Below are 21,490 nucleotides of genomic sequence, written 5' to 3'. Positions count from 1 at the left end.
CTTCGCGGCGGAAGGCTTGGCGGCTGGCTGGGCCAACGCTTCCGCGTACGTTATCAACATCAGGCCGATAAGGCCTGCACTCCGGTAATTCATGCCAGCGGGTAGAAAGGAAAAACAGCTCAATTTCCGAATTAATTTGAGATTTGGGCTACCTTTAACCCCTCTCCCACCCCATTCTGCCTGCTTTCAGATGCTTCACATCAGCACCGGTACAGCTCCCGCCTGGGAAGTCGATTACCAGAATACCGCCAACGTCAGCCTCAACGGCCAGCCCCTTAACTGGGATATTACGGCCCTCGGCGGCGGCCGCTACCACGTTTTGCTCGACGGCCGCTCCTACGGTGCGGAGGTGGTTTCGGCCGATTATGCCACGAAAAACATCGTATTGAAAATCAACGGCCAGCGCGTGGAATTAAGCGCCAAAGACCGTTTTGACCTGCTACTGGAACGCCTCGGCATGAGCAACGCTGCCGCCGCCAAGGTGAACGAGCTGAAAGCGCCCATGCCCGGCCTCATCGTGGATATCCGGGTGCAGCCGGGCCAGGCCGTGCAGAAGGGCGACCCGCTGCTGGTGCTTGAGGCCATGAAGATGGAAAACATCCTCAAGGCCCCGGCCGACGGCACGGTGGGCGGCATCAAAGTAAATTTGCGCGACAACGTGCAGAAGGGGCAGGTGCTGGTGCAGTTTGCTTAACCACGTATCAGGCAATCAGTAGTCAGACCAAACGTTTTCAACTGGCTACCGAATACTGATTACCATACAGTTTACATGACATATCAACGAATCCTTCTCAAGCTCAGCGGCGAAGCGCTGATGGGCGAGCAGCAGTACGGCATCGACCCGGAGCGGCTGATGCAGTACGCTTCCGAAATCAAGGCCGTGGTGGCGACGGGTGTGCAGGTGGCCGTCGTCATTGGCGGCGGCAACATTTACCGCGGCGTGGAGTCGGTGGCTTTCGGCCTCGACCGCGTGCAGGGTGACTACATGGGCATGCTGGCCACGGTTATCAACTCAATGGCCCTGCAAAGCGCCCTGGAGAAGCTCGACGTGAGCACGCGGCTACTGTCGGGCCTCACCATTCAGCGGGTGTGCGAGCCGTACATCCGGCGGCGGGCCGTGCGGCACCTGGAGAAGGGTCGGGTGGTGATTTTCGGGGCTGGCATTGGGTCGCCTTATTTCACTACTGATTCGGCGGCTTCGCTGCGCGCTATTGAGATTGAGGCCGATGTGGTATTGAAAGGCACGCGGGTGGACGGCATTTATACGGCCGACCCGGAGAAAGACCCGACAGCCACGAAGTACGAGAACATCACGTTCGACGAGGTGATTGAGAAGAACCTCAACGTGATGGATATGACGGCTTTCACGCTCTGCAAGGAGAATAATCTGCCAATTATTGTGTTCGACATGAACACGCAGGGCAACCTGGGCCGCCTCATGGATGGCGAAACGCTGGGCACGCTGGTGCACATGGGCGGCGCAGCGGGCCGGAGTACGAAAAAACCCGTATCTGAGGCGGCGGCTACGCTACTGCCGAACATCGTGGGCAAGCTGCCGGAGCAGGCTTAGGTAAGTTAAAAGTGAAAAGTTGAGAGTTAAAAGCAGCGTGGTGTTGATTTTGCCACGAATTTTGCAGTTCTCAACTCCGCTTTTAACTCTCAACTTTTAACCTTTAACTTTTTCCCTCAATGGACGAAGAAATTCAGTTTTACCTCGACGACCTCGCGGAGTCGATGGGCAAGGCGGTAGCCCACGTGGGCGTGGAAATGAGCCGTATTCGGGCGGGCAAGGCATCGCCGGCAATGCTCGACAGCCTGCGCGTGGATTACTACGGCACGCCGACGCCGATTGGGCAGGTAGCCAACGTGTCGAGCCCCGATGCGCGTTCGCTGCACATCAAGCCTTGGGAGAAGAACATGGTGAGCGAAATCGTGAAAGCAATTCGCAACAGCGACCTGGGTTTGAACCCGGTGGCTGACGCTGACGGGGTGCGCCTGAACATTCCGGCCATGACCGAGGAGCGCCGCCGGGAGCTGGTGAAACAGGCTAAGAACGAATCTGAAGCGGGTAAGGTGCGGGTGCGCGCTATCCGCAAGGACGTGAACGAAGCTTTGCGCAAGCTGCAAAAGGACGGCGCTTCGGAAGATGCGGTGAAATCGGCTGAGGAAAAGGTGCAGAAAACGACCGACGCGCACATTGCGGAGGTGGATAAAATCCTGGCTAAGAAAGAGTCGGAGATTATGACCATTTGAGGTCAGTTTCCTTTGAAATGCGAAAGCCCGGCGAGTTTCGTCGGGCTTTTTTCGTGCTTTGCCAGCCTCCCGCAGAGGGCGCAGAGGTTTACGCAGAGGGACGCAGAGTTCTTAATTCTGCTTCAACGGCGGCGGGGACCAGGTAGCGGATGCTGCGGTTGAGGCGCAGGCTTTCGCGGATGTAGGTGGCGGAGATGTCGAGTAGCGGGGCTTCGATGACCCGGACGCGGGGGAAAGTGATGAGGTCGGGCGTTTCGGAGCCGGGGCGGGGGTAGACGTAAATGTCGATTTCGGTGAGCAGGCGCTGGGCTTCCTGCCAGCGCGGGAGGCCGGGGAGGTTGTCGCCACCCATCAGGAGCACGAAATCGTGGGCGGGGTGGCGCTGACGCAGGGCGTCGAGCGTGGCGATGGTGTAGCTGGGGCGCGGCAGGCTGAATTCGATGTCTTCGGCGCGGAGGCGGGGGTTGTCGGCTAGGGCCAGCTGCACCAAGCGCAGGCGCTCGGTGTCGGGTAGCAGGTTGTGGCTGATTTTGAAGGGGCTTCGGGGGGACACGACCAGCCAGACTTCGCGCAGGTCGGTACGGGTGGCGAAGTGCTCGGCCAGGATAAGGTGGCCGGTGTGGATGGGATTGAAGGAGCCGAAGAGCAGGCCGATGCGCATAACTGTCATGCTGAACGAAGTGAAGCATCCTTTCACGCTGGAACGAGGCGGTAATTCAATCCTTCTGGCGCGAAAGGATGCTTCACTTCGTTCAGCATGACAGACTAAAAGCAAAAAGGACCTTATCTGCGCTGAGCGTGATAAGGTCCTTCGCTTTGCTCAGGATGACATATTTTTTGATAATCTATACTGCTTCGACCTCGGCGCTGATGAAGTCGCGGACCAGCTTTTCGGCCTGCGCGCAAGCGGCTTCGAGGTCGTCATTCACTACCGTCACATCGAAACGGTCTTCAAAGGCCAACTCGAATTTGGCTTTGTAGAGGCGCGAGGAAATGCTGGATGTGGAATCAGTAGCGCGGGCATTGAGGCGCTCGGCGAGGGCTTCGATGGACGGCGGCAGGACGAACACGGCCAGGGCGCGGTCTTTGTAGAATTCCTTGATGCTGAGGCCACCTTTCACATCGACGTCAAGGATGGCGTGCTGGCCGTTGGACCAGATGCGCTCGATTTCGGACTTGAGGGTGCCGTAGAAGGCCCCTTCGTACACTTCCTCCCACTCTACGAATTCATCGTGCCGGATTTTCTCCTGGAAGTCTTCGGGCGTAATGAAATAGTAGTCTTTGCCATTCACTTCGGAGCGGCCGCGCTTATCGCGGGTGCAGGCCGAGATGGAAAAGCTTAGCTCGGGAATCCGGCTCATCAGGCGGTGGACAATGGTGGTTTTGCCCGCGCCGGAAGGCGCCGAAAAGACGATGATTTTGCCTTGCATGGCGCAAAGCTAGCCGGTTTTAGGGCATTTAGCCCTGAATGCGGGCCAAAATGGCGTCGTGCAGGCTGGCAGGGATGGGCTTGCGGGCGACGCGCTGGTTGAGGAAGTTCACGAAGACGCGCTGCTTCTCGATGCTGTCGAAACAGGGCGAGCAGTCGGTGGCGTGGTCGTAGAGGTAGTCCTCATCCTCGGCGGTCACGGCGTGGCCCTCAACGAGTTGTTCAATTACTGTGTTCACACGTTCGCAGTCGGCGCCGTCAGCTGCGGGGGCAATGGCGGGGTCCGACGATTTGGTGGTTGTAGTAGCGGTGTTTTCCATAATTGAAAAAAGTGAATGCCAGAATTGAAAAGCGTGAATGTCAGATGAAAAACAGATTAAAAACTGCCGCTCGGCTGGTGGGCTTAATTATTTTCGTCGTCGGTTAGTTCCGCATCGTCATCATTTTCCTCACCGCCATAGCCCATCGAGCGGGCGTATTTGTCCAATTTATCCTTGAGAAAATTGCGGGCGCGGTGCAAGCGGGACCGTACGGTACCGATTGGAATATCAAGCACTTTAGCCATTTCCTCGTAGGTAAAACCTTCGAGGTCGCAGAGGATGATGACGGTACGAAAATCGACCGGCAAAGAATTTAGGGCGCTGGCCACTTCGTCGCCGATAAGGTCGCGGGTGGACTGCTGACGCATGTCGGACGACGAGGCGCCGGTGTCTTCGCCTTCGACTTCGTCGGGGTTGTAGTAGCCCTCGATTTCGCTGTAGTCGACCTTGGCGGGCTGCTTGCTTTTTTTCCGGAAATCGTTGATGAACGAGTTTTTCAGGATGCGGAACAGCCAAGCCTTGGCGTTGGTACCGGGCTCAAAGTACTCGAAAAAGCGGTAGGCCTTGAGGTAGGTTTCCTGCACGAGGTCGTTGGCATCGTCCTCGTCGAGGGTGAGGCGGTAGGCGAAGTTGTACAGCGGGTCGAGCACGGGCATGAGCTCGGCCTGAAAGCGCCGGTCTTTTTCTTCTTTGCTCAGTTTTACCCGTTCGGGAGAATCGCTCATGATGGGGGATGCAGAAATTGAAGGCCGAAACCTACGAAATAATACGTGTTTTTGACGAATAGTAGAGCTATTCGGGAGCTAACTCGGTAGGGGAATGGGCGGCGTTGCTTCACGATTGTGCCGTTCGCCAGCCACTACTATAAACCCGTAGCCAAACACAAACAGGTTGAAGCCGATTTGCATTTCCAGCAGCGAATCGACCAGGTTGGCCGTGGCAGACACCAGCAGGAAATGCCAGATGTACGGATTGCGACGCTGCTTAGGTTGCACCAGTGGCACAGCTAGCACTAACAGCCACAAAGTGAAACCCACCATGCCGCTGCTCATAAGCTGGTGCAGGTACTGATTGTGGACCATCACCCGGTTTTCGGGGCGCAGGCCCATGGGGCGCCATTCGTACTGACGCATCATGGCGGCCTGGGCATCGGCAGGAGCCACGCCCAGCACGGGGTGCTCGCGGAAAATGAGCAGGGCGGTTTCCCAGGCAGCGAGGCGGCGGGCCAGAGAATAGTTGTTGATGTCGTGGTGCTGGGTGTACTGCTCGATGTCCCAGCGGGTGGCGCCGAGGCGCTGGCGGATGGGGGCGATGGTATTGTAGGCGACCCAGGGACCGACAAGCAGCGCCAGTAGCAAACCTAGCCCCAGCACCACGCGCCGCCGAAACAGCAGGCGGAGCGCATCAATCAGCAGCACCACGTAGAATACCAGCAGCCCCGTGCGGTAAGCCAGCCCGTGCAGCGTGAGAGTGATGGCAATGGCCGCCGCCAGCAGCGCCCAACGCAGCCAGGACGGCGCCAAAGCACTACGCCGCAACGACAGGGCGAAGAAAAACGCCAGCCCCAGCATCACTCCGAAGTGAATGTGAAAAATATGGGTGATGGACGGCACATTATGTCCGATACTGATATCTTCGGCCGCTACGGGGTCGAACCAGAACTTGACCAGCGTGGCCAGCCCGATGGCGGCTGTGCCGAGCACATATAGGCTGCCAACGGTCAGCCGTTGGCTTTTACTCAGCGGCACGGCGGCAGCGAAGGCCAGCGGCACGCCCAGCCAGGGCAGCAGGCGGTAGAGCTGGTGCCGCCACTCGCCCCATTCGCTGGTATAAAAGGCGCTGAGCAGAAAAAAAGCATACATAGCCGCCGCGCGCAGGGCGGCACCGTTGCGCCAGTAGTGGCGGATGTCGTGCTTCAGGTTGGGGTTGGTAAGCACGGCCAGCATGCCGACGGCGGGGCTCAGGGCCACGATGGCCCGCGAGCCCAGCAGGCCCACGACGCCCGCCGCGCTGGCCAGCCAGAGCAGGTATTGGGAAAGACGACCGGAACGGTACAGCTGAAGAAACACGCGGAAAACAAGGCAGTGTGGACCGCGAAGCTACGAAGCGGCCAGCGGCGGCAGGGCGGCCCAGCTTGCCAGGCGGGCCAGCACCGCCAGCGGCTCGATGGCCCGGATGCAGGTGCAGGAGGCGGGCGCGGTGCGGCAGTCTTCGCAATCGGGCTTATCAAACACCATATACTCGGCGTGGGCGCCCAGCGGGGCCCAGCGGCCGGGGTGCATGGGCCGGATGGGCGGATACAGCCCCAGCGCGTGGCGGCCCAGCGCAGCGGCCAGGTGCAGCGGGCCGGTGCTGCCGGCCACCAGCCCATCGGCGGCGGCGATGAAGGCCAGGAACTGCGGCAGGCTTAATAACCCGGTAAGGTTGTCGGTGATGAAATAGGAATAGGCCTTGAGCCACGGCGCTAGCTCCTCCCCTTCGGCCGCCGTGCCGGTAATGAAGACGCGGTGGCCGGCCGAGTGAAGCTGCTGCGCAAGCCGGGCAAAATTCTCCAGCCCCCACTCGCGGGCGCTGCCCCGGCTGCGGGGGTGCAGGATGATATTGAGCTGGCCGGGGCGGCGGGCATCTAGCATTCCCTGCCAGGGCTCTGCTAATGGCTCAGTGGGTTGGAGCTTTACCAATGGAGCGATTTCCGCCAAACTCATTTCGCCGACAAAACCCAGCGGGCGCAGCAGCTGCAGGTTCAGCTGGGCCTCGTGCAGGGGCGAGTGGCGGCGGCTGAGGGCCACCAGGCGGTTGCAGGTAAGCCAGTGCTGCCAGCGGTTGCGGGTGCCGATACGCAGCGGAATGCGGGCCTTTTGGGCCAGGCGGGCCAGCAGCTTGTTCGGGAAAACGTGGATGATGGCGGCGGCTTCGTAGCGGCGCAGGACGGCCACCTGGGCGGGCTCGGGCAGGGTTTGCAGCTCGTCGAGGTTCAGGAAATCATCGACCCAGGGGCAGGCGGCGGCCACGGCGGCGGTGTAGCTGCGGCCGATGAGCACCACCCGGCAATCGGGAAACTGCTGCTTGAGCCAGCCGCACACGGGCAGCGTCAGCACCACGTCGCCGATGGCATCGGTGCGCGAAACGAGGTAGGTGGCGCTCATGCGGGGGCGTTTTCGGTGCGGGTTTTCAGCTTGGCGAATTTCAGAAACACGCCCAGGGCCGAGATGGTGGCGATGCTCAGGCCGGCAAAACCATCGAGAAAGCCCAGCCGGAAGAAGTAGCCGTGCACGAATTTCCACCAGGGCTTCAGCAGCAGGTGGAAGAGGCCGACCCGGGTTTTGCCCCGCAGGGCCTGCTCCCGGGCGGTGATGCTGGTGAACTTGTTGAGCTGCGCCACATGCTGGGCAATGGAGTGGTAGCTGTAGTGCAGGGCGTCGCCCCGGAGCTGGCCGGTGGTCTGGCCGGCATCCACCTCGTATTTCTCGTGTAGCAGCAGGCCGGTCCAGCGGCCCCGGCGGCGGTCGTAGAGGCGCAGCTTGCGGTCGGGGTACCAGCCGCCGTGGCGCACCCAGCTACCGCAGTAGTTGGTGAGGCGGGCCAGCGAGTAGGCGGCGTGCTGCCAGTCGGCGGTGGCTTGCCGGATGGACTGGCGCAGCTCTTCGGTCAGCACTTCGTCGGCGTCGAGCTGCAGCACGTGGTCGTAGCGCGCCTGGGCGGTGGCGAAGTTTTTCTGCTCGACGTAGCCGGCGAAGGCATTCTGCACCACGCGGGCACCGTGCTCGCGGCAGATTTCCAGGGTGCGGTCGGTGGAAAAGGAATCGACCACCAGTACCTCGTCGGCCACGCCGGCCAGCGCGGCCAGGCAGCGGCCGATGTTGGCTTCTTCGTTGAAGGTGATGATGACGACGGACAGCGGGACCTGGGGCACGGGGCAAATATCCGGCATTTTGGTGGATGGGCCGGCCGAGCTCTGCCGAAGGCTCCGGACTGGCATGGTTGCCCCGGCAGAGCTCGGCCGAGGTGCCCGGCCCAGTCCGGAGCCTTCGGCAGAGCTCGGCCGAGGCGCCAAGACTGGTACGGATGCCCCGGCCGAGCTCTGCCGGGGCGTCCGGACTGGGCCGGAGTGCTTCGCAGAGCTCTGCCGAGGTGCCGGGTCCAGTCCGGAGCCCTCGGCAGAGAATTTTTACTTGCTTAAGTACAAATCGAGACGGTATTTAGCTTTCCATCCTCCCAACTCAGCTTCTCCAAGCCGCCCGCCGTGTGTAACTTGCGCCCGCATTCGATTCACCCCCCATGAAAAAGACCTTCCTCCCGGGCCTGCTGGCCGCTGCGCTGCTCGCGCTCACCCTGCCCTCGTGCAGCTCCGACACCGAAAACCCGGAGAACATGACCACCGCCGAGCTGCCCGCCCTGCCCGCCGCGCCCGACACCACCGGTGGCAAAAAGATGCCCGAGCAATACCGCGAGCTCAACGCCGTGAACGCTACCGAGGACATCAAGAAAATGCAGCCGCAGATGTAAATCACTGATTTAGGCTGATTATTTTGATTTCACTGATTGAAATAGCGGCTTAACAGGTTTTAGCGAGAGCTGTCATCGTTTTGCGGTGGCAGCTCTTTTCCTTTCCGCTTTTCTGTATTGAGCACGATGACTGATTATCGTATTCGCCGGGGCACGGAGGCCGATTTGCCCCAGGTACACGGCCTCATCATAGAGTTGGCCGAGTACGAGCGCGCCGCCGACGCCGTGACCAACACACTGGCCGACATGCGCCGCGACGGCTTCGGGCCGGCGCCCATTTTTAGCTTTTTCGTGCTGGAGAATGAGGCTGCTGCCGTTATCGGGCTGGCCTTGTACTACACCGCCTATTCCACCTGGAAGGGCCGGATGCTGTTTCTGGAAGACCTCGTGGTGACCGAGGCCGCCCGGCGCGGCGGCTACGGCCGGCGGCTGTTTGAGGCGGTGGTGGCCGAGGCAAAAGCCACCGGCGCCCGGCGCATGAAGTGGCAGGTGCTCGACTGGAACGAGCCGGCCATCGGCTTTTACCGCAAGCTGGGGGCGAATATCGAAAGCGAGTGGCTGAACGGCAACCTCACCGAGGCGCAGCTGGCAGCGTTTGAGGTGGAGCCGGTGCCGTAGGGCTACAATCTTGAAAAACGCCGGTTGCCTTCCCGGCCCTGCGCATCCGTCCAGCGCAGCACGTAGAAGCCCGGCGCCAGGCCGGTGGCGTCGAGGCTCAGCACATTGAGCCCGACGCGGGCGCTGCCGGAGCTGCGGCGCACGAGGCGGCCCAGCTCGTCGTAGATGCGGAAGCTCAGGCTGCCCTCGGCGCCGGCGGGGTACTGCAGGCGCAGCACATCGCCCACCACGGGGTTGGGAAACAAGGCCACGCCGGGGTTTACCTCGCCGGTGCTGATGGGCACGGGGGCGGCGTAATCGACGGAGCCATCGGGGCGGCGCACCCCGATGCGGTAGTAATGCAGGCCCGGCATCGGCTGGCGGTCGGCGTAGCCGTAGTAGCTGCCGGGGGTGGCCGGGCCGGTCACCAGCGTTTGCCAGGCGGTGGTGTCAGCGCCGGCGCTGCGCTGCACCACAAAGCCAATCAGGAAGCATTCGTCGCGGGTGTCCCAGCGCACGTTCACCCCGCCGTTGGGGTCGGTGACGTCGATGCGCAGGGCGCGGAGCGGGGCGGGCAGCATGGCATTGGGCCCGCAGGTTTGCTGTCGGAAGCTGCGCTCGCGCAGCACCCGGCGGCCGCCCACAATGTCGCTGGCGGGGTTGAGGGCGCGGGTATTCTGGCCGGGGGCGATGCCGAAGTGCATCACGGCGCCGGGCAGGTTGAGGTGGGTGAGCTGCTGGGCGTGGCCGAGCTCGTGCACGGCGGTGGTTTCAAAGTCAATCTGCGGGCGCACGGCCGGCGCGGGCCCGAACTGAAACGCGCGCTGGGCATCGAACTGCATGTCGATTTCGCTCACGGAGAACACCACCTGGCCATCGGCCCCGAAACAGCCGCTGTAGTAGCTGGTGGTGCGGCCCAGCACTTGGGCGGGAAGCTCGTCGGCGGGCGTGTCGAAGGCGATGACGTTCTGGTCATCGCCGGCAATGGCATTGGTGGGGGCCAGCGCCCCTACCTGCCAGTTCACGCCAGTATTGCAGCGCCAGTTGGTGAGGGCGCGCTGCCAGGCGGCGCTGGCGGCGGCGTTGGCCGCGAAGCTGGGGCCGAAGCGGAAGCTGAGGCCGCCATCATCGTTTAGCACCACATGGTTGGGGCGCTGCAGGTAGTTGTCGTCGGTGCTCGCCACGTTGGTGAGGGCGTAGATGACGGTGAGGCTTTCGGGGCTTTCGGCCCGGGCCTGGCTGCTGGTGGTGATGCGCACCCGGCCGCTGCCCGCCGGGTGGCCCCCGCTGCCGCTCGACGGCACCCGCACGCGGATGCGGGTGCTGGTCCAGCTCAGGTAGTCAGTGGCGCGAGCCTGAATCCAGGTGGCGCCGCCGTCGTCGGCATTGCGAAACTCGACGAAGCCCGTGCCCCGCGCCAGGCCAAAGTCCTGGCCGTCGATGGTCAGCACCTCCTCGGCTCCCGCCGCCAGGCTGAGGGGCGACAGGCCCGTGATGCCCAGCGCCTGCGGCCGCGCCTGTCCCCCGCCGGCGCTGGGCGCTAGCGCCGGATTGGGCTGCAGCACCCGGCGCGGCTGCCCGGTGAGCTGGGTTATTTGCTGATAAAAAGCGGCGTCGATGGCCGGGTACTGGCGAAAGGGCTCGCTGGCCGTGCCGTCGGCCGGGTGGTACTCGATGAAGCCCTGCTCGCTGCCGTAGGCGGCCCAATGTTGGCCCGGGGCGGGCAGGCCCGCCCAGGCGGCGCGGCTCAGGAAAAACACGCCCTGCTGGCCGGGCTCCAGGCGCAGGGTGTTGGTGAGGAGCTGCTGCTGCAAGCCCAGCCGGCCGCCTTCGGTGATGAGCTGCAGCTCGGTGGTGTCGGCCACGGCGCCCTTCAGGAGGCTGAACACCCGCAGCCGGTGCCGGGTGAAGAGGCGGGTGTGGGCGGCATTCCAGAAGCCTTCGGAGCTGCGCACTTCGGCCTCTACTACCAGCGTGGCGCGCTGGGCGCGCTCGGCGGGCGCCAGCGGGAGCAGCAGGCAGTGGCCGGCTTCCTGGGCCCGGGCCGGGGTGGCCGCCAGGGCGGCTGCCGCGAGCATTCCACCGATGAGTACGCTGGCCCTGAGCCGGAGAAAAGAAAAGATGAACTGCATAGCGAAAACAACAAGGACTACCCGGCCGAAGATACGGCCGGCGGCCGGGGCGGTTGGTTCGGCCTTCGAAACGGCGCAGTTTCCTGCCTGGAATAATTTACCGGACGTGTCCGGTAGATTTTTTACCCCCGTAGCAAGGCCACCGGACGTGTCCGGTAGGCTTGCTACCCCCGTCGGAAGCGTACCTGCCTTGGCAGGTGCCCTTGCTACCCCCGTCGGAAGCCTACCGGACGTGTCCGGTAGCTATGCGACGGCCGTCGGAAGCCTACCGGACGTGTCCGGTAGCTATGCGACGGCCGTCGGAAGCCTACCGGACACGTCCGGTAAACTCAACCCCGCACCGCTCCCCAAGCCCATCCACAGCCCCCTTTCCGGGTTTTGCGTAAGGAAGAGTCCTCCTTTTCTTCTTCTTATGCCTACTCCCAAGACTCCCGCCAAGCCCGCCGCCCCGAAAGCCCCCAAGCGCCCCACCGCGAAAGACATGAAGGCCGCCGCCCAGAAGCTGCCCTACCCGGCCAAGCAGGCCGACATGAAGCTGCAGCCCCAGACCGACCTGCGCGCCTACCGCGCCGCCGGCAAGCTGCAGGACAAAATCGCCCTCATCACCGGCGCCGACTCGGGCATCGGCCGGGCCGTGGCCGTGGCCTTCGCCAAGGAAGGCGCCCACGTAGCCGTGCTCTTCAATGAAAACGCCGACGACGCCAACGAAACCAAGCGCTTAGTGGAAAAAGAAAAGCGCCGGTGCCTGCTCTTGCAGCTCGACGTGCGCGACCCCGAGCAGTGCAAGCAGGCCGTGCGCCGCACCCGCGCCGAGCTGGGCGGCCTCAACATCTTGGTGAACAACGCGGCCTTCCAGATGGCGCAGGAGAAGTTCGAGGACATCCCCGAGGAGCAGGTGCGCCGCACCTTCGACACCAACATCATGGGCTACATCTGGATGGCGCAGGCGGCCATCCCGCACCTCCAAAAAGGGGATTGCATCGTGAACACGGGCAGCATCGTAGGCATCGTGGGCAACCCGCTACTGGTGGACTACACCTGCTCGAAGGCCGGCATCCACGCCCTCACCAAGTCGCTGGCGCTGTACCTGGGCGAGAAGGGCATTCGGGTGAACTGCGTGGTGCCCGGCCCGGTCTGGACGCCCAACATTCCCGGCACCATGCCGCGCGAGGAAGTCGCCAAGTTCGGCCATGAGGTGGCCCTCAAGCGCCCCGGCCAGCCCGACGAGCTGGCGCCCGCCTACGTGCTGCTGGCTTCGGACGACGGGTCGTTCATGACCGGCAGCCTGGTACACGTGACGGGCGGGAAGCTGAGTAGCGACGAGTAGGCCCCAGCCCCACCCCACCCCCCGGCCCCCTCCCCTTCGGGAGAGGGGGAGCCTGACGATTCTATTTCATGCATGACCGGTGTCCCCTCTCCCGAAGGGGAGGGGGTCAGGGGGTGGGGTGAGCGGGGAGGTCCGGGTACCGTGCCCGCACCGCCGCTACCGCCTGCCGAAACCGGTCGTCCCAGTCCGGCCCCGTAATCACCGCGTAGGGCACGCCGGTGGCCTGCATCGCCGCGAAAAACTGGTCGCGCAGCGCCGTCGTGCGGGTGTGCTCGCCGAGGCGGCTGCCGTCCTGCACGTAGGGCACGTCGATTTCGGGAAAGAGGTAGAAGTCGTAGCGCTGCCACTCCTCCACCCAGGCGGGAAATTCCAGCTCCTGCCCAAACAGGTAGCGGCCGTACACGCGGGTGGTTTCCAAATCGGAGTCGCAGAACAGGATGCGGTTGGCGCGCCGGGCCTGCTGCTGCACGCCGCGGGCCTGGGCCTCCCCTATGGCCAGCAGCAGCTCCGGGGTGCACTCGGCGGTGTTGCTCATCATGTAGCGGGCCTGCTCTTCGATGTAAGTGGTGTCGAAATACGCCGCCAGCCGCGCCGCCAGCGTCGATTTGCCGGTCGATTCCGGCCCCATCAGGCAAACCTTGGGCACCAGCCAGGGCCGCACGGCGGCGGGAATGTAGTCCCAGTATTTCACCGGATTTTCCCGGATGAGGCTGGCCGAGACGGGCACAGTGGCGCGGGGCTGGTCGAAGCACACGTGCTCGATGCCCAGGTATTCGGCCACGTAGTCGCCGTAGGGCTCGGAGGTGAAAATGTGCGTCAGCCCGGGCGCGGTGACGCGCAGGTAGTCGGCCCAGGCCTTGCTCACCACCCGGCTGGCGGTGGCCGACTGCGGGAATTCGTCATCGACGTAGCGCAGCTCGATAGTGGGCTGGTCGGCCAGCGCCTCGCGCAGCCATTGCAGGCGCCGGGGGCCGGAGATGGGCTCGCCGGCCGTCACGCCCAGCAGCACAATCAGCCGGTCGCAGCGCTGGGCGGCGAACCGGATGAGGGCCAGGTGGCCGTTGTGCAAGGGCATGAACTTGCCCAGCACCAGGCCTACTTTAGGTTTATCAGAAGGAATACGCGGCACTGGCAAAGTAATTCACGGGCGCTTGCAGGAAGTAGTACGGCCGCCCGTCGCCGCCGATTATACCGTTCTGGTAGTAGCGGCGGTTGGTCAGGTTGTTCCCGCGCAGGGTCAGCTTCAAATGCCCAAACTCCTGGCTGAGCTGCGCGCCCAGGGTGTAAAAATCCGGCAGAGTCACGGTGTTGGCGTAGTCCACGAACGAGCGGCCCTGGTAGCGGCCGACGAGGGAAATGAACGTCTTCGCCCGGCGGTATTGCACCTCCTGATTGATAATGACCGTGGGCGTGAGCACCGGCTGGATTGCAGTGCCCGCTTCCTTAATGCGGTTGTGCGACAGGGCCGAGCTGTTCACCAGCGCCAGCTTATCGGTCAGGTCGAGGCGGGCCTCCAGCTCGAAGCCAGCGCGGTAGCTCTCGGCGGCGCTGCTGTGCAGCGAGAGGCCGTTGGGGCCAACCTTGCCGTTGAGCACAATCTCGTTACTGAAGTTCATGTAGTAGAGGTTGGCATTGACGTGGCCGCGCTGGAACTTCCACTTCACGCCCAGCTCCTGGTCGAGCACCCGCTCGGGCGGAATGACAGTGTACAGGGCCTGCCCCAGCGTGTCCACCGGCTCATCGTTGCCCATGAACAGGTCGTTGCGCGTGGGCTCGCGGCTGGTCTGGCCGATGCTGTAGTAGGCGTGCAGCCCCGGCCGGAGCTCGTAGCTGGCCCCGGCCCGCGGGTTTAGAAACGAGTAGTTGAAGGCGGGAATTTCCACCGCGCCCGCGTAGCGAAACACCACGGCCCGCGCCTGCACATCGCCGAAAAGGCTGAACTGGCCCAGCTGGTAGCTGGCCTTGGCAAAGGCGCTGGCCTCGTTCTTGTGCCCGGTGTTCTGGTACTGCTGGCCCGCGCCGGTGAAGCTGCCGGTGTGGCGGCGCTGGTAGAGGTTGGCGTGCAGGCCGGCGTCGAGTTTCCAGCGCTGCACCTGCCGCGAAAACGTGGACGACAGCCCCACGAGGTGGTAGCGGAAGGCATAGTTGAACCGGTCGTCGGTGGGCGCGAGGCCGAGGAGGTTGTTCAGGTCCAGGTCGTAGTTCCCGTCCTGGAAGGTGTAGTACAAGGCCGTGGTCAGCGTGTTGTTCGCGCCCAGCGCGGTGCTGTGCTGCAGCTGCGTGTGCGACTGCAGAAAGTGGTCCCGCTCGTCGGAATTGGCGTTGTAGCGCGGGTTCCGGCGCAGCGAGTCGAGCGGCGCGCCCAGCCAGGCCTGCTGGTTGCGCTGGTTGCCGAGGTAGCCGGTCAGCTTCCACAGCGACTTCGCCCCAAAGTAGCCGTAGCTGTAAAACAGCGACTGCCCGCGGTGCGAGCTGCGGTCCTTGTAGCCGTCCGAGTGAATGTTGGACGCCCGGAGGTAAAATGCCTGCTTGCCCAGCAGCCCGCTGCCGTACTCGGCGTACTCGCGGTGCGTGCCAAACGAGCCGCCGCCGACCCCGATTTCCCGCTGCCGCCGCAGCAGCGAAACCGACTCAAAATTGAGGCTACCGGCGTAGCTGGCCACGCCGTTGGCGCTGGTGCCCACGCCGCGCTGCACCTGCAGCGACTGCACCGAGTTCAGGAAATCGGGGAAGTTGTTGAAGTACGCGCCCTGGTCCTCGGGCTCGTTCATGGGCACGCCGTTGAGCGTCACGTTCACCCGCGTCTGGTCGATGCCGCGCAGACGGAAGTAAGAGTAACCGCTGTAGCTACCGGCGTCGGACGAGAAATTGACGTTCGGCGTTTCGCCGAGGATGAAGGTCGGCTCCTGGCCGAAGTTCTTTTCCTCCAGGGTCTTCAGGCTGATGTTCTGGAAGGAAACCGGCGTGTTATCCGTGGCCCGGTAGGGGCTCACGATAAATACCTCCTGCAGACCCCGGCGCAGGGCGGCGCTGTCAGCAATTGGAGTCTGGGCGTGGGCGGCGCCGGCCAGCAGCAGTAGGGCCGGCAGCGCAGCGCGGGATAGATGGGGCATCATTGGTTCGAAGTTACCGCCCAGCTTAGAGAACCGCCGCGAATCGGCCGGCCCGCGGGAAGCGTGGCGCGGTAAAAGGAAGCCGTGCAAGCACAACCTTAGCGGCCTTCCGTCCGTCTGATTACGGCAGCAACCTCGTTTTATGCCAGTCCCTTCTTATCCTGCCGGCACCGTGCGTGCCCTGCTCACTACCGAGCATGTATCGGCCGCCACCCGCGCCGCCCTCGAAGCCCGGCTCGACGCGCCTGCCGACTACCAGCCGCAGTTTTTCGCCCCCGAAACCTTTGCCCTGCTCGCCGCCGTGGCCGCCCGCCTGCTGCCCCAGCCCGAGCGCGAAACCGCCATTCCGCTGGCCCCGGCCATCGACCAGCGCCTCGCCGAAGGCCGCGCCGACGGCTGGCGCTACGACGCCCTGCCGCCCGACCGTGAGGCCTTCCGCCTGGGCCTGGGCGGCATCCAGGAAATTGCGCAGGAGTTGTTCAAAAACGACTTTCTGCCGCTTAACCTCGAACAGCAGGATACCGTGATAAACGCCCTGGCCAACGGCCAGCCGCCCGGCCAAACCTGGCAGGAGCTGGACGCCGGCCGCTTCTTCGAAGAGCTGCTGGCCGAGCTCACCGAAACCTACTACGCTCACCCGCTGGCCCAGGAAGAAATCGGCTACGTGGGCCTGGCCGACCTGCCGGCCTGGACGAAAATCGGCCTCAACCAACGCGAAGAGCGGGAACCTCAGGCCAATGGCTGAATGGGCGAATGGCTGAATCGGTATTACCCCAAAGCACAGCCGCCCCATTCACCCATCCACCCATTCACTCATTCCACCCCATGCCCGACGAGGAAGTACTTGAAGAAGGAATTTTGAACCCCGTGCAGCCCGAAATTCAGGACCCGCTGCTGCGCGAGCTGCTGGCCGACGAACCAGCGGTCACCCCGGCCGACACGCCACAGGAACAAGCCCAGCCCACGCCGGAGTCGGATGAGGAAGTGGATTGCGTGGTCGTGGGTACCGGGGCGGGCGGCGCGCCGCTGCTGGCCCGCCTGGCTCGGGCCGGGCTCAAGGTGGTGGCCCTGGAGGCCGGCCCCTGGCACCAGCCCGAGAAGGACTTTGCCACCGACGAGAAAGCCCAGGATTTTCTGTTCTGGAACGATGAGCGGCTGGCCGCCGGCCACGACCCGCTGGCCATGGGCAAAAACAACTCCGGCACCGGCGTGGGCGGCTCCACGCTGCACTACACCGCCTACACGCCCCGCCCGCTCCCCGATGATTTGAACCTGCACCGCGACTTCGGCCTGGGCGTAGACTGGCCGCTGAGCTACGAGGAGCTGGCGCCGTATTTCGAAGAAGTCGAGCAATTTCTGGGCATCTCGGGGCCCACACCCTACCCCTGGGGCCCGGCCCGCGCCAAAGGCTACCCGCTGGCCCCGCTGCCGCTCAACAGCGCCGCGCAACTGATGGTAAAGGGCTGCGAGAAAGTGGGAATCAACACCTCCCCCGCTGCCAACGCGGCCCTCTCGGCCCGCTACTACCAGGAGGGCGTGGGCTGGCGCGAGGCTTGCACCAACCGCGGCTTCTGCCAGGCCGGCTGCTCCAACGGCGCCAAGGCCAGCATGGACGTGACCTACATCCCGCTGGCCGTGCAGCACGGCGCCGACATCCGCCCCAATTGCTTCGTGACCGAAATCGAGCGCAACGCGCAAGGTGCCGTCACGGCCGTGGTATATACCCAGAACGGCCAGACCAAGCGCCAGCGCTGCCGCCACCTGTTCCTCTGCGCCGGGGCCGTGGAAACGCCGCGCCTGCTGCTGCTCAACGAAATCGGGCTCGACAGCGGGCAGGTGGGTCGCAACCTGATGGCCCACCCCGGCGTGCAGGTCTTCGGCACCTTTGCCGACGAGGTGCGCCCCAACAAAGGCATCCCAGGCGCCCTCATCTCGCAGGATACGCACCGGCCGCAGGATGCCGATTTTGCCGGCGGCTACCTGCTGCAAAGCATTGGGATTATGCCCGTCACCTTTGCCGGACAGGTGGCGCGGGGCCGCAAGCTCTGGGGCCAGCCGCTGCGCGACTACCTGCGCAGCTACAACCACGTAGCGGGCATCAACATCCTGGGCGACTGCCTGCCCCACGCCGACAACTTCTTGGAGCTAGCCGAGGAAAAAGACGCCCGCGGCCTGCCCAAGCCCCGCCTGCACTTCACCGCCCAAGCCAACGAGCAGCGCATGAGCGCCCACGCCGAGGCCCTGATGCGCCGCATCTGGGAAGCCGCCGGCGCCACCGATATCTGGTCGTTCCAGCGCTACGCCCACGTCATCGGCACCGCTCGCATGGGCCTGAGCGGCGACGACGCCGTGACGGACCGCGACGGCCGCGTCTTCGGCGTACCCAACCTCTACATCTCTGATAACTCGACCTTTCCCAGTGCCCTGAGCGTAAATCCGGCCCTGACGATTATGGCTTTGAGCCTGCGCACGGCGGACAGGTTTTTGGAAAAGATGAAGTAAGAACGAGAAGCTCCCCTCCTTGGAAAGGAGGGGATGTGAGGCGCGAAGAGCGCCGAACGGGGGTGGTTCGCCCGGTCGCGCCGGTAGAACGAAAGCAGTAAAATTCAATCCAAGCACCAACCATAGTGCGTTGTTCAATACCACGCTAACGGCGCGACCGGGCGAACCACCCCCGTTCGCTGCTCAGCGCAGCTCACATCCCCTCCTTTCCAAGGAGGGGAGCTTATCGTTCTACTCTATGAAATCCTTCCTCACCGAAATCAAAAACCGCTTCGGCAACGGCCACTACGAGGGCGACCAGTACGGCGGCGCGCAGGGGCACAACGGCAGCGGCCTGCCCACCGGCCTGCCCAATAACTTCATGTTTGCCACCGGTATCGAGTGCTCCTACCCGACCATCGACCACGGCAAAACCCGCCGCGACCTGCTGGCCGAGTGCGACCACTACAACCGCTACAAGGAAGACCTGGCGCTGGTGAAGGCAATGGGCCTGCAGGTGCTGCGCTACGGCCTGCCCTACTATAAGATTCACAAGGGCCCGGGCCAGTACGACTGGGAATTTGCCGACCTGGCGATGGCCGAAATCCAGCGCCTGGGCATCACGCCGATTCTGGACTTGCTGCATTTCGGGCTGCCCGACTGGCTGGGCAATTTCCAGAACCCCGAGTTCCCGGTGTACTTCGCCGAATACTGCGAGGCGGTGGCCGCCCGCTACCCCTGGGTGCGCTACTACACGCCGGTAAACGAGATTTACGTGACGGCCAAAATGAGCGCCAAGGACGGCGTCTGGAACGAGCAGTTGAAGTCCGACAAGGGCTTCGTGACGGCCATCAAGCACCTCGTGGCGGCCAGCATCATGGGCAACCAGCAGATTGCCAAGCAGCGCCCCGACTGCGTGATTGTGCAGAGCGAGTCGGCCGAATTCACCCACGAGCTACGGGCCGAGCGCACGCCCGCCGTGCAGCTCGAGAATAAGCTGCGGTTTCTGGCGCTGGATTTACTGTACGCCCATCATCCGGAGGGCGAAGTGGTGAACTATCTCTACGACAACGGCATGACCCGCCGCGAATACGAGTGGTTTATGGCCGGCGAGCCGCCGGGCTACCAGGTGATGGGCAACGACTACTACGGTCGTAACGAGAAGATTATCCTGCCCAATGGCGAGGTGTGCACCAGCATGGACGTGCTGGGCTGGTACACCATCACCCACGATTATTACCAGCGCTACAAAAAGCCGGTGATGCACACCGAAACCAACGTTTTCGACCCCAAGGACGGCCCCACCTGGCTGTGGAAGCAATGGGTCAACATCCTAAGAATGCGCAAGGAGGGTGTGCCAGTGCTGGGCTTCACCTGGTATTCGCTCATCGACCAGATTGACTGGGACAACGGCCTGGCCGAAAAGCGTGGCGCCGTGACGCCCTGCGGCCTCTACGACCTCGACCGCAAGCCCCGCCCGGTGGCCGAGGCCTACCAGATGCTACTCCGCGAATACGGGCAGATTACCATCGTGCCGCACGGCGAATTGTTTGAGGTAACCACGCGGCCGGCTACCCTGAAGGTAGAAGTGTAAATGACTGAAGCGCTGCTTCTACGCGTGCAGGCCGCCTGGCCGCTGCCAGGGCTGGGCCTGCTGGTGCTGCCGGCTGGGCCCACGCCCGCGCTGGCGGGCTACGCGCTGCATGCGGCGCTGACTGTTCGGCTGGAGTTACCCGACGGGCCGGCCGTGGCCACGGCTACGGTCGAGGAAGTCAGCCACGGCGCGGCGCCCGTGCAGGCGCTGCTGTTGCACGACTTAGCCCAGACGGCCGTGCCCGGCGGCACGGCCGTCTGGCTGGTCGAAACGGTTTAGTTGGCCTTACTGACGCTGCCGCCGCTGCTGGACTGCGACTTGAGCACCCGCGCCGCGCCCTTGTAGCGCACCGAACCGCCGCTGCTGGCCGCCGCCGACAACTCGCCGCTAACTGCCACTTCGGCCGTGGCGCCGCTGCTGGCCTCGGCTTCGGCTTGGGAGCTTTGCAGCGCAAATGCGTGGTAGCCGGCTCCGCTGCTGACGGTGGCGTGCTGCTGGTCGGCCTGCCCCGTGAGCGTGGCCGTCGAGCCGCTGCTGATGCTGCTCGTCAGCTTCGTGGCCTTAAGGGCCAGCTTGGCCGAGGCGCCGCCGCTCACGCTGAGGTCGAGCGCGTTGGCACTGAGCGTGCCGGTGGTATGGGCCGAAGTGCCGCCGCTGAAGGCCAGCGCTTTCAAGGGCGGGCAGGTGACGTACACGTGGGCATTGCGCTTGTAGCTGTTGTCGCCGAATCCGAAGGATTTTTCCCAGCGGATTTGCAGGCGGCCGTTGCTCACCGTCGTCAGCAGCTGCGGCTGGGCTTTGGCATCGGCCTCTACTACTACGGCGGCGGTATTGCCAGGCGTCAGTATCACGTCGATACCGCCGCCGGCTTCCACGGCGTTGAAGGTGCCTACGGAGCGCGTTTGCTTTACCTGAGCCTGGGCGGTGCCAGCCAGCAGGGCGCCAATGGCGAAGAGGAGGAGTGTTTTTTTCATGGTGTGTTAGGGGTGAGCGTGAAGTGGCAATATAGATGCGAAAGCCGCTGCGCCGGTTGCCTGCGATTTATCCATTGTACTTTTCGCGACGTTACTTCCCACTATCATCTTCCCGCCACCACTATGCTTTCCAACTCCGAAGCCGATAAAATCAGCAAATTCCTGAGCCTCGTGCTCCGCCACCAGCCCGAGGTACTGGGCATCGAGCTGGACGAAAACGGCTGGACCGACACTGCCACCCTGCTCCGGCAGTTCACCCGGCAGCAGCGCCCGCTCACGATGGACGAGCTGCGCCACGTAGTCGATACCAACAGCAAAAAGCGCTTTGCCTTCAACGACGACTTCAGCCGCATTCGAGCCAGCCAGGGCCACTCGGTGGAAGTGGAGTTGGGCTACCAGCCCGTGCCGCCGCCCGCACTGCTCTACCACGGCACCACCGCCCGGTTTTTGTCCGGCATCCAGGCTGAAGGCTTGCGCAAGGGCAGCCGCCACCATGTCCACCTCAGCGCCGATGCCGAAACAGCCCAGCAAGTGGGTAGCCGCCACGGCCGCCCGGTCATCCTGCACATTCGGGCGGCCGACATGGCGGCCGCCGGGCACCGCTTCTACCAATCGGCCAATGGTGTATGGCTGGCCGAGGATGTACCCGTGGCTTTCATCGACTTCCCGGCCGCCGGGGCAGCGGGCTAACCGCCTTCATTTTGGCACTTTAAATTCTGGGGCGCGAACCTTTCGGCGCCGGGCTGGCGTTGGACCGTCAATTC

22 protein-coding genes are annotated in these 21,490 nt (G+C 63.6%); 11 read left to right on the top strand and 11 right to left on the bottom strand.

Annotated elements, in window-relative coordinates:
- Positions 1-190: 190 nt before the first annotated feature.
- From Q5H93_RS11370 to frr, 3 genes are all read left to right on the top strand, one after another.
- A complete protein-coding gene (locus Q5H93_RS11370) occupies positions 191-694 on the top strand; it encodes an acyl-CoA carboxylase biotin carboxyl carrier protein subunit (protein ID WP_305006655.1) in 504 nt (167 codons plus the stop codon).
- 75 nt (positions 695-769) lie between these two features.
- The gene (gene pyrH / locus Q5H93_RS11365; RefSeq protein ID WP_305006654.1) at positions 770-1,570 is read left to right on the top strand and encodes a UMP kinase; all 801 of its coding nucleotides are present in this window, start codon (positions 770-772) and stop codon (positions 1,568-1,570) included.
- Positions 1,571-1,689: 119 nt separating this feature from the next.
- Entirely contained in the window at positions 1,690-2,253 is a 564-nt protein-coding gene (gene frr / locus Q5H93_RS11360) for a ribosome recycling factor (RefSeq protein WP_305006653.1), read from the top strand.
- A gap of 88 nt (positions 2,254-2,341) precedes the next feature.
- On the opposite strand, the gene nadD is transcribed toward frr, so the two are convergent.
- The 7 genes from nadD to Q5H93_RS11325 form a co-directional block, all read right to left on the bottom strand.
- Complete coding sequence (gene nadD, locus Q5H93_RS11355) at positions 2,342-2,923, bottom strand: nicotinate (nicotinamide) nucleotide adenylyltransferase (protein ID WP_369811011.1); 582 nt, start codon at positions 2,921-2,923, stop codon at positions 2,342-2,344.
- A 175-nt stretch (positions 2,924-3,098) separates the two neighbouring features.
- On the bottom strand, positions 3,099-3,683 hold the full coding sequence (gene gmk / locus Q5H93_RS11350) for a guanylate kinase (protein ID WP_305006652.1): 585 nt from the start codon (positions 3,681-3,683) through the stop codon (positions 3,099-3,101).
- Positions 3,684-3,711: 28 nt separating this feature from the next.
- Positions 3,712-4,002, bottom strand: a complete 291-nt coding sequence (locus Q5H93_RS11345; RefSeq protein WP_305006651.1) for a hypothetical protein — start codon at positions 4,000-4,002, stop codon at positions 3,712-3,714.
- Between the two features lie 83 nt (positions 4,003-4,085).
- Positions 4,086-4,727, bottom strand: coding sequence for a sigma-70 family RNA polymerase sigma factor (locus Q5H93_RS11340; RefSeq protein ID WP_305006650.1), 642 nt, complete (start codon positions 4,725-4,727; stop codon positions 4,086-4,088).
- A 78-nt stretch (positions 4,728-4,805) separates the two neighbouring features.
- Complete coding sequence (locus Q5H93_RS11335; RefSeq protein WP_305006649.1) at positions 4,806-6,071, bottom strand: O-antigen ligase family protein; 1,266 nt, start codon at positions 6,069-6,071, stop codon at positions 4,806-4,808.
- Between the two features lie 30 nt (positions 6,072-6,101).
- Positions 6,102-7,148, bottom strand: a complete 1,047-nt coding sequence (locus tag Q5H93_RS11330; protein WP_305006648.1) for a glycosyltransferase family 9 protein — start codon at positions 7,146-7,148, stop codon at positions 6,102-6,104.
- Positions 7,145-7,933 carry a glycosyltransferase family 2 protein gene (locus Q5H93_RS11325; protein WP_305006647.1) on the bottom strand — a complete coding sequence of 263 codons (789 nt, stop codon included), beginning with the start codon at positions 7,931-7,933 and terminating at the stop codon, positions 7,145-7,147. The genes Q5H93_RS11330 and Q5H93_RS11325 overlap by 4 nt, the downstream gene beginning before the upstream one ends.
- Before the next feature lie 347 nt (positions 7,934-8,280).
- Here Q5H93_RS11325 and Q5H93_RS11320 point away from each other — a divergent pair, with 347 nt between their 5' ends.
- On the top strand, positions 8,281-8,508 hold the full coding sequence (locus Q5H93_RS11320) for a hypothetical protein (protein ID WP_305006646.1): 228 nt from the start codon (positions 8,281-8,283) through the stop codon (positions 8,506-8,508).
- 126 nt (positions 8,509-8,634) lie between these two features.
- Positions 8,635-9,126, top strand: a complete 492-nt coding sequence (locus tag Q5H93_RS11315) for a GNAT family N-acetyltransferase (protein WP_305006645.1) — start codon at positions 8,635-8,637, stop codon at positions 9,124-9,126.
- A gap of 2 nt (positions 9,127-9,128) precedes the next feature.
- Here the strand turns inward: Q5H93_RS11315 and Q5H93_RS11310 are convergent, their stop codons facing one another.
- Positions 9,129-11,237: a T9SS type A sorting domain-containing protein gene (locus Q5H93_RS11310; RefSeq protein ID WP_305006644.1), complete on the bottom strand. Its 2,109-nt coding sequence runs from the start codon at positions 11,235-11,237 to the stop codon at positions 9,129-9,131.
- Positions 11,238-11,718: 481 nt separating this feature from the next.
- Between Q5H93_RS11310 and Q5H93_RS11305 the strand changes: the two genes are divergently transcribed.
- A complete protein-coding gene (locus Q5H93_RS11305) occupies positions 11,719-12,564 on the top strand; it encodes an SDR family oxidoreductase (protein ID WP_369811015.1) in 846 nt (281 codons plus the stop codon).
- Positions 12,565-12,670: 106 nt separating this feature from the next.
- Here Q5H93_RS11305 and Q5H93_RS11300 read toward each other — a convergent pair whose 3' ends face one another.
- A complete protein-coding gene (locus Q5H93_RS11300) occupies positions 12,671-13,693 on the bottom strand; it encodes an AAA family ATPase (protein WP_305006642.1) in 1,023 nt (340 codons plus the stop codon).
- On the bottom strand, positions 13,674-15,680 hold the full coding sequence (locus Q5H93_RS11295; RefSeq protein WP_305006641.1) for a TonB-dependent receptor: 2,007 nt from the start codon (positions 15,678-15,680) through the stop codon (positions 13,674-13,676). The genes Q5H93_RS11300 and Q5H93_RS11295 overlap by 20 nt, the downstream gene beginning before the upstream one ends.
- 139 nt (positions 15,681-15,819) lie before the next feature.
- On the opposite strand from Q5H93_RS11295, the gene Q5H93_RS11290 reads away from it, so the two are divergent.
- From Q5H93_RS11290 to Q5H93_RS11275, 4 genes are all read left to right on the top strand, one after another.
- Positions 15,820-16,422: a gluconate 2-dehydrogenase subunit 3 family protein gene (locus tag Q5H93_RS11290; RefSeq protein ID WP_305006640.1), complete on the top strand. Its 603-nt coding sequence runs from the start codon at positions 15,820-15,822 to the stop codon at positions 16,420-16,422.
- Between the two features lie 80 nt (positions 16,423-16,502).
- Entirely contained in the window at positions 16,503-18,179 is a 1,677-nt protein-coding gene (locus Q5H93_RS11285) for a GMC family oxidoreductase (RefSeq protein WP_305006639.1), read from the top strand.
- 238 nt (positions 18,180-18,417) lie between these two features.
- Positions 18,418-19,752 carry a family 1 glycosylhydrolase gene (locus Q5H93_RS11280; RefSeq protein ID WP_305006638.1) on the top strand — a complete coding sequence of 445 codons (1,335 nt, stop codon included), beginning with the start codon at positions 18,418-18,420 and terminating at the stop codon, positions 19,750-19,752.
- Positions 19,753-20,031 (top strand): hypothetical protein, encoded by a 279-nt coding sequence (locus Q5H93_RS11275; RefSeq protein WP_305006637.1) that lies wholly within the window; start codon positions 19,753-19,755, stop codon positions 20,029-20,031.
- On the opposite strand, the gene Q5H93_RS11270 is transcribed toward Q5H93_RS11275, so the two are convergent.
- Complete coding sequence (locus tag Q5H93_RS11270; protein WP_305006636.1) at positions 20,028-20,726, bottom strand: head GIN domain-containing protein; 699 nt, start codon at positions 20,724-20,726, stop codon at positions 20,028-20,030. The two genes, Q5H93_RS11275 and Q5H93_RS11270, sit on opposite strands and share 4 nt — an antisense overlap.
- A gap of 123 nt (positions 20,727-20,849) precedes the next feature.
- Here Q5H93_RS11270 and Q5H93_RS11265 point away from each other — a divergent pair, with 123 nt between their 5' ends.
- On the top strand, positions 20,850-21,416 hold the full coding sequence (locus tag Q5H93_RS11265) for an RNA 2'-phosphotransferase (protein WP_305006635.1): 567 nt from the start codon (positions 20,850-20,852) through the stop codon (positions 21,414-21,416).
- The last annotated feature ends 74 nt before the right edge of the window (positions 21,417-21,490 follow it).

The organism is Hymenobacter aranciens, assembly GCF_030580865.1.
GTDB lineage: Bacteria > Bacteroidota > Bacteroidia > Cytophagales > Hymenobacteraceae > Hymenobacter > Hymenobacter aranciens.
The sequence above is the reverse complement of the archived record's forward strand: the minus strand, read 5'-3'. Positions and strand labels throughout refer to the sequence as shown.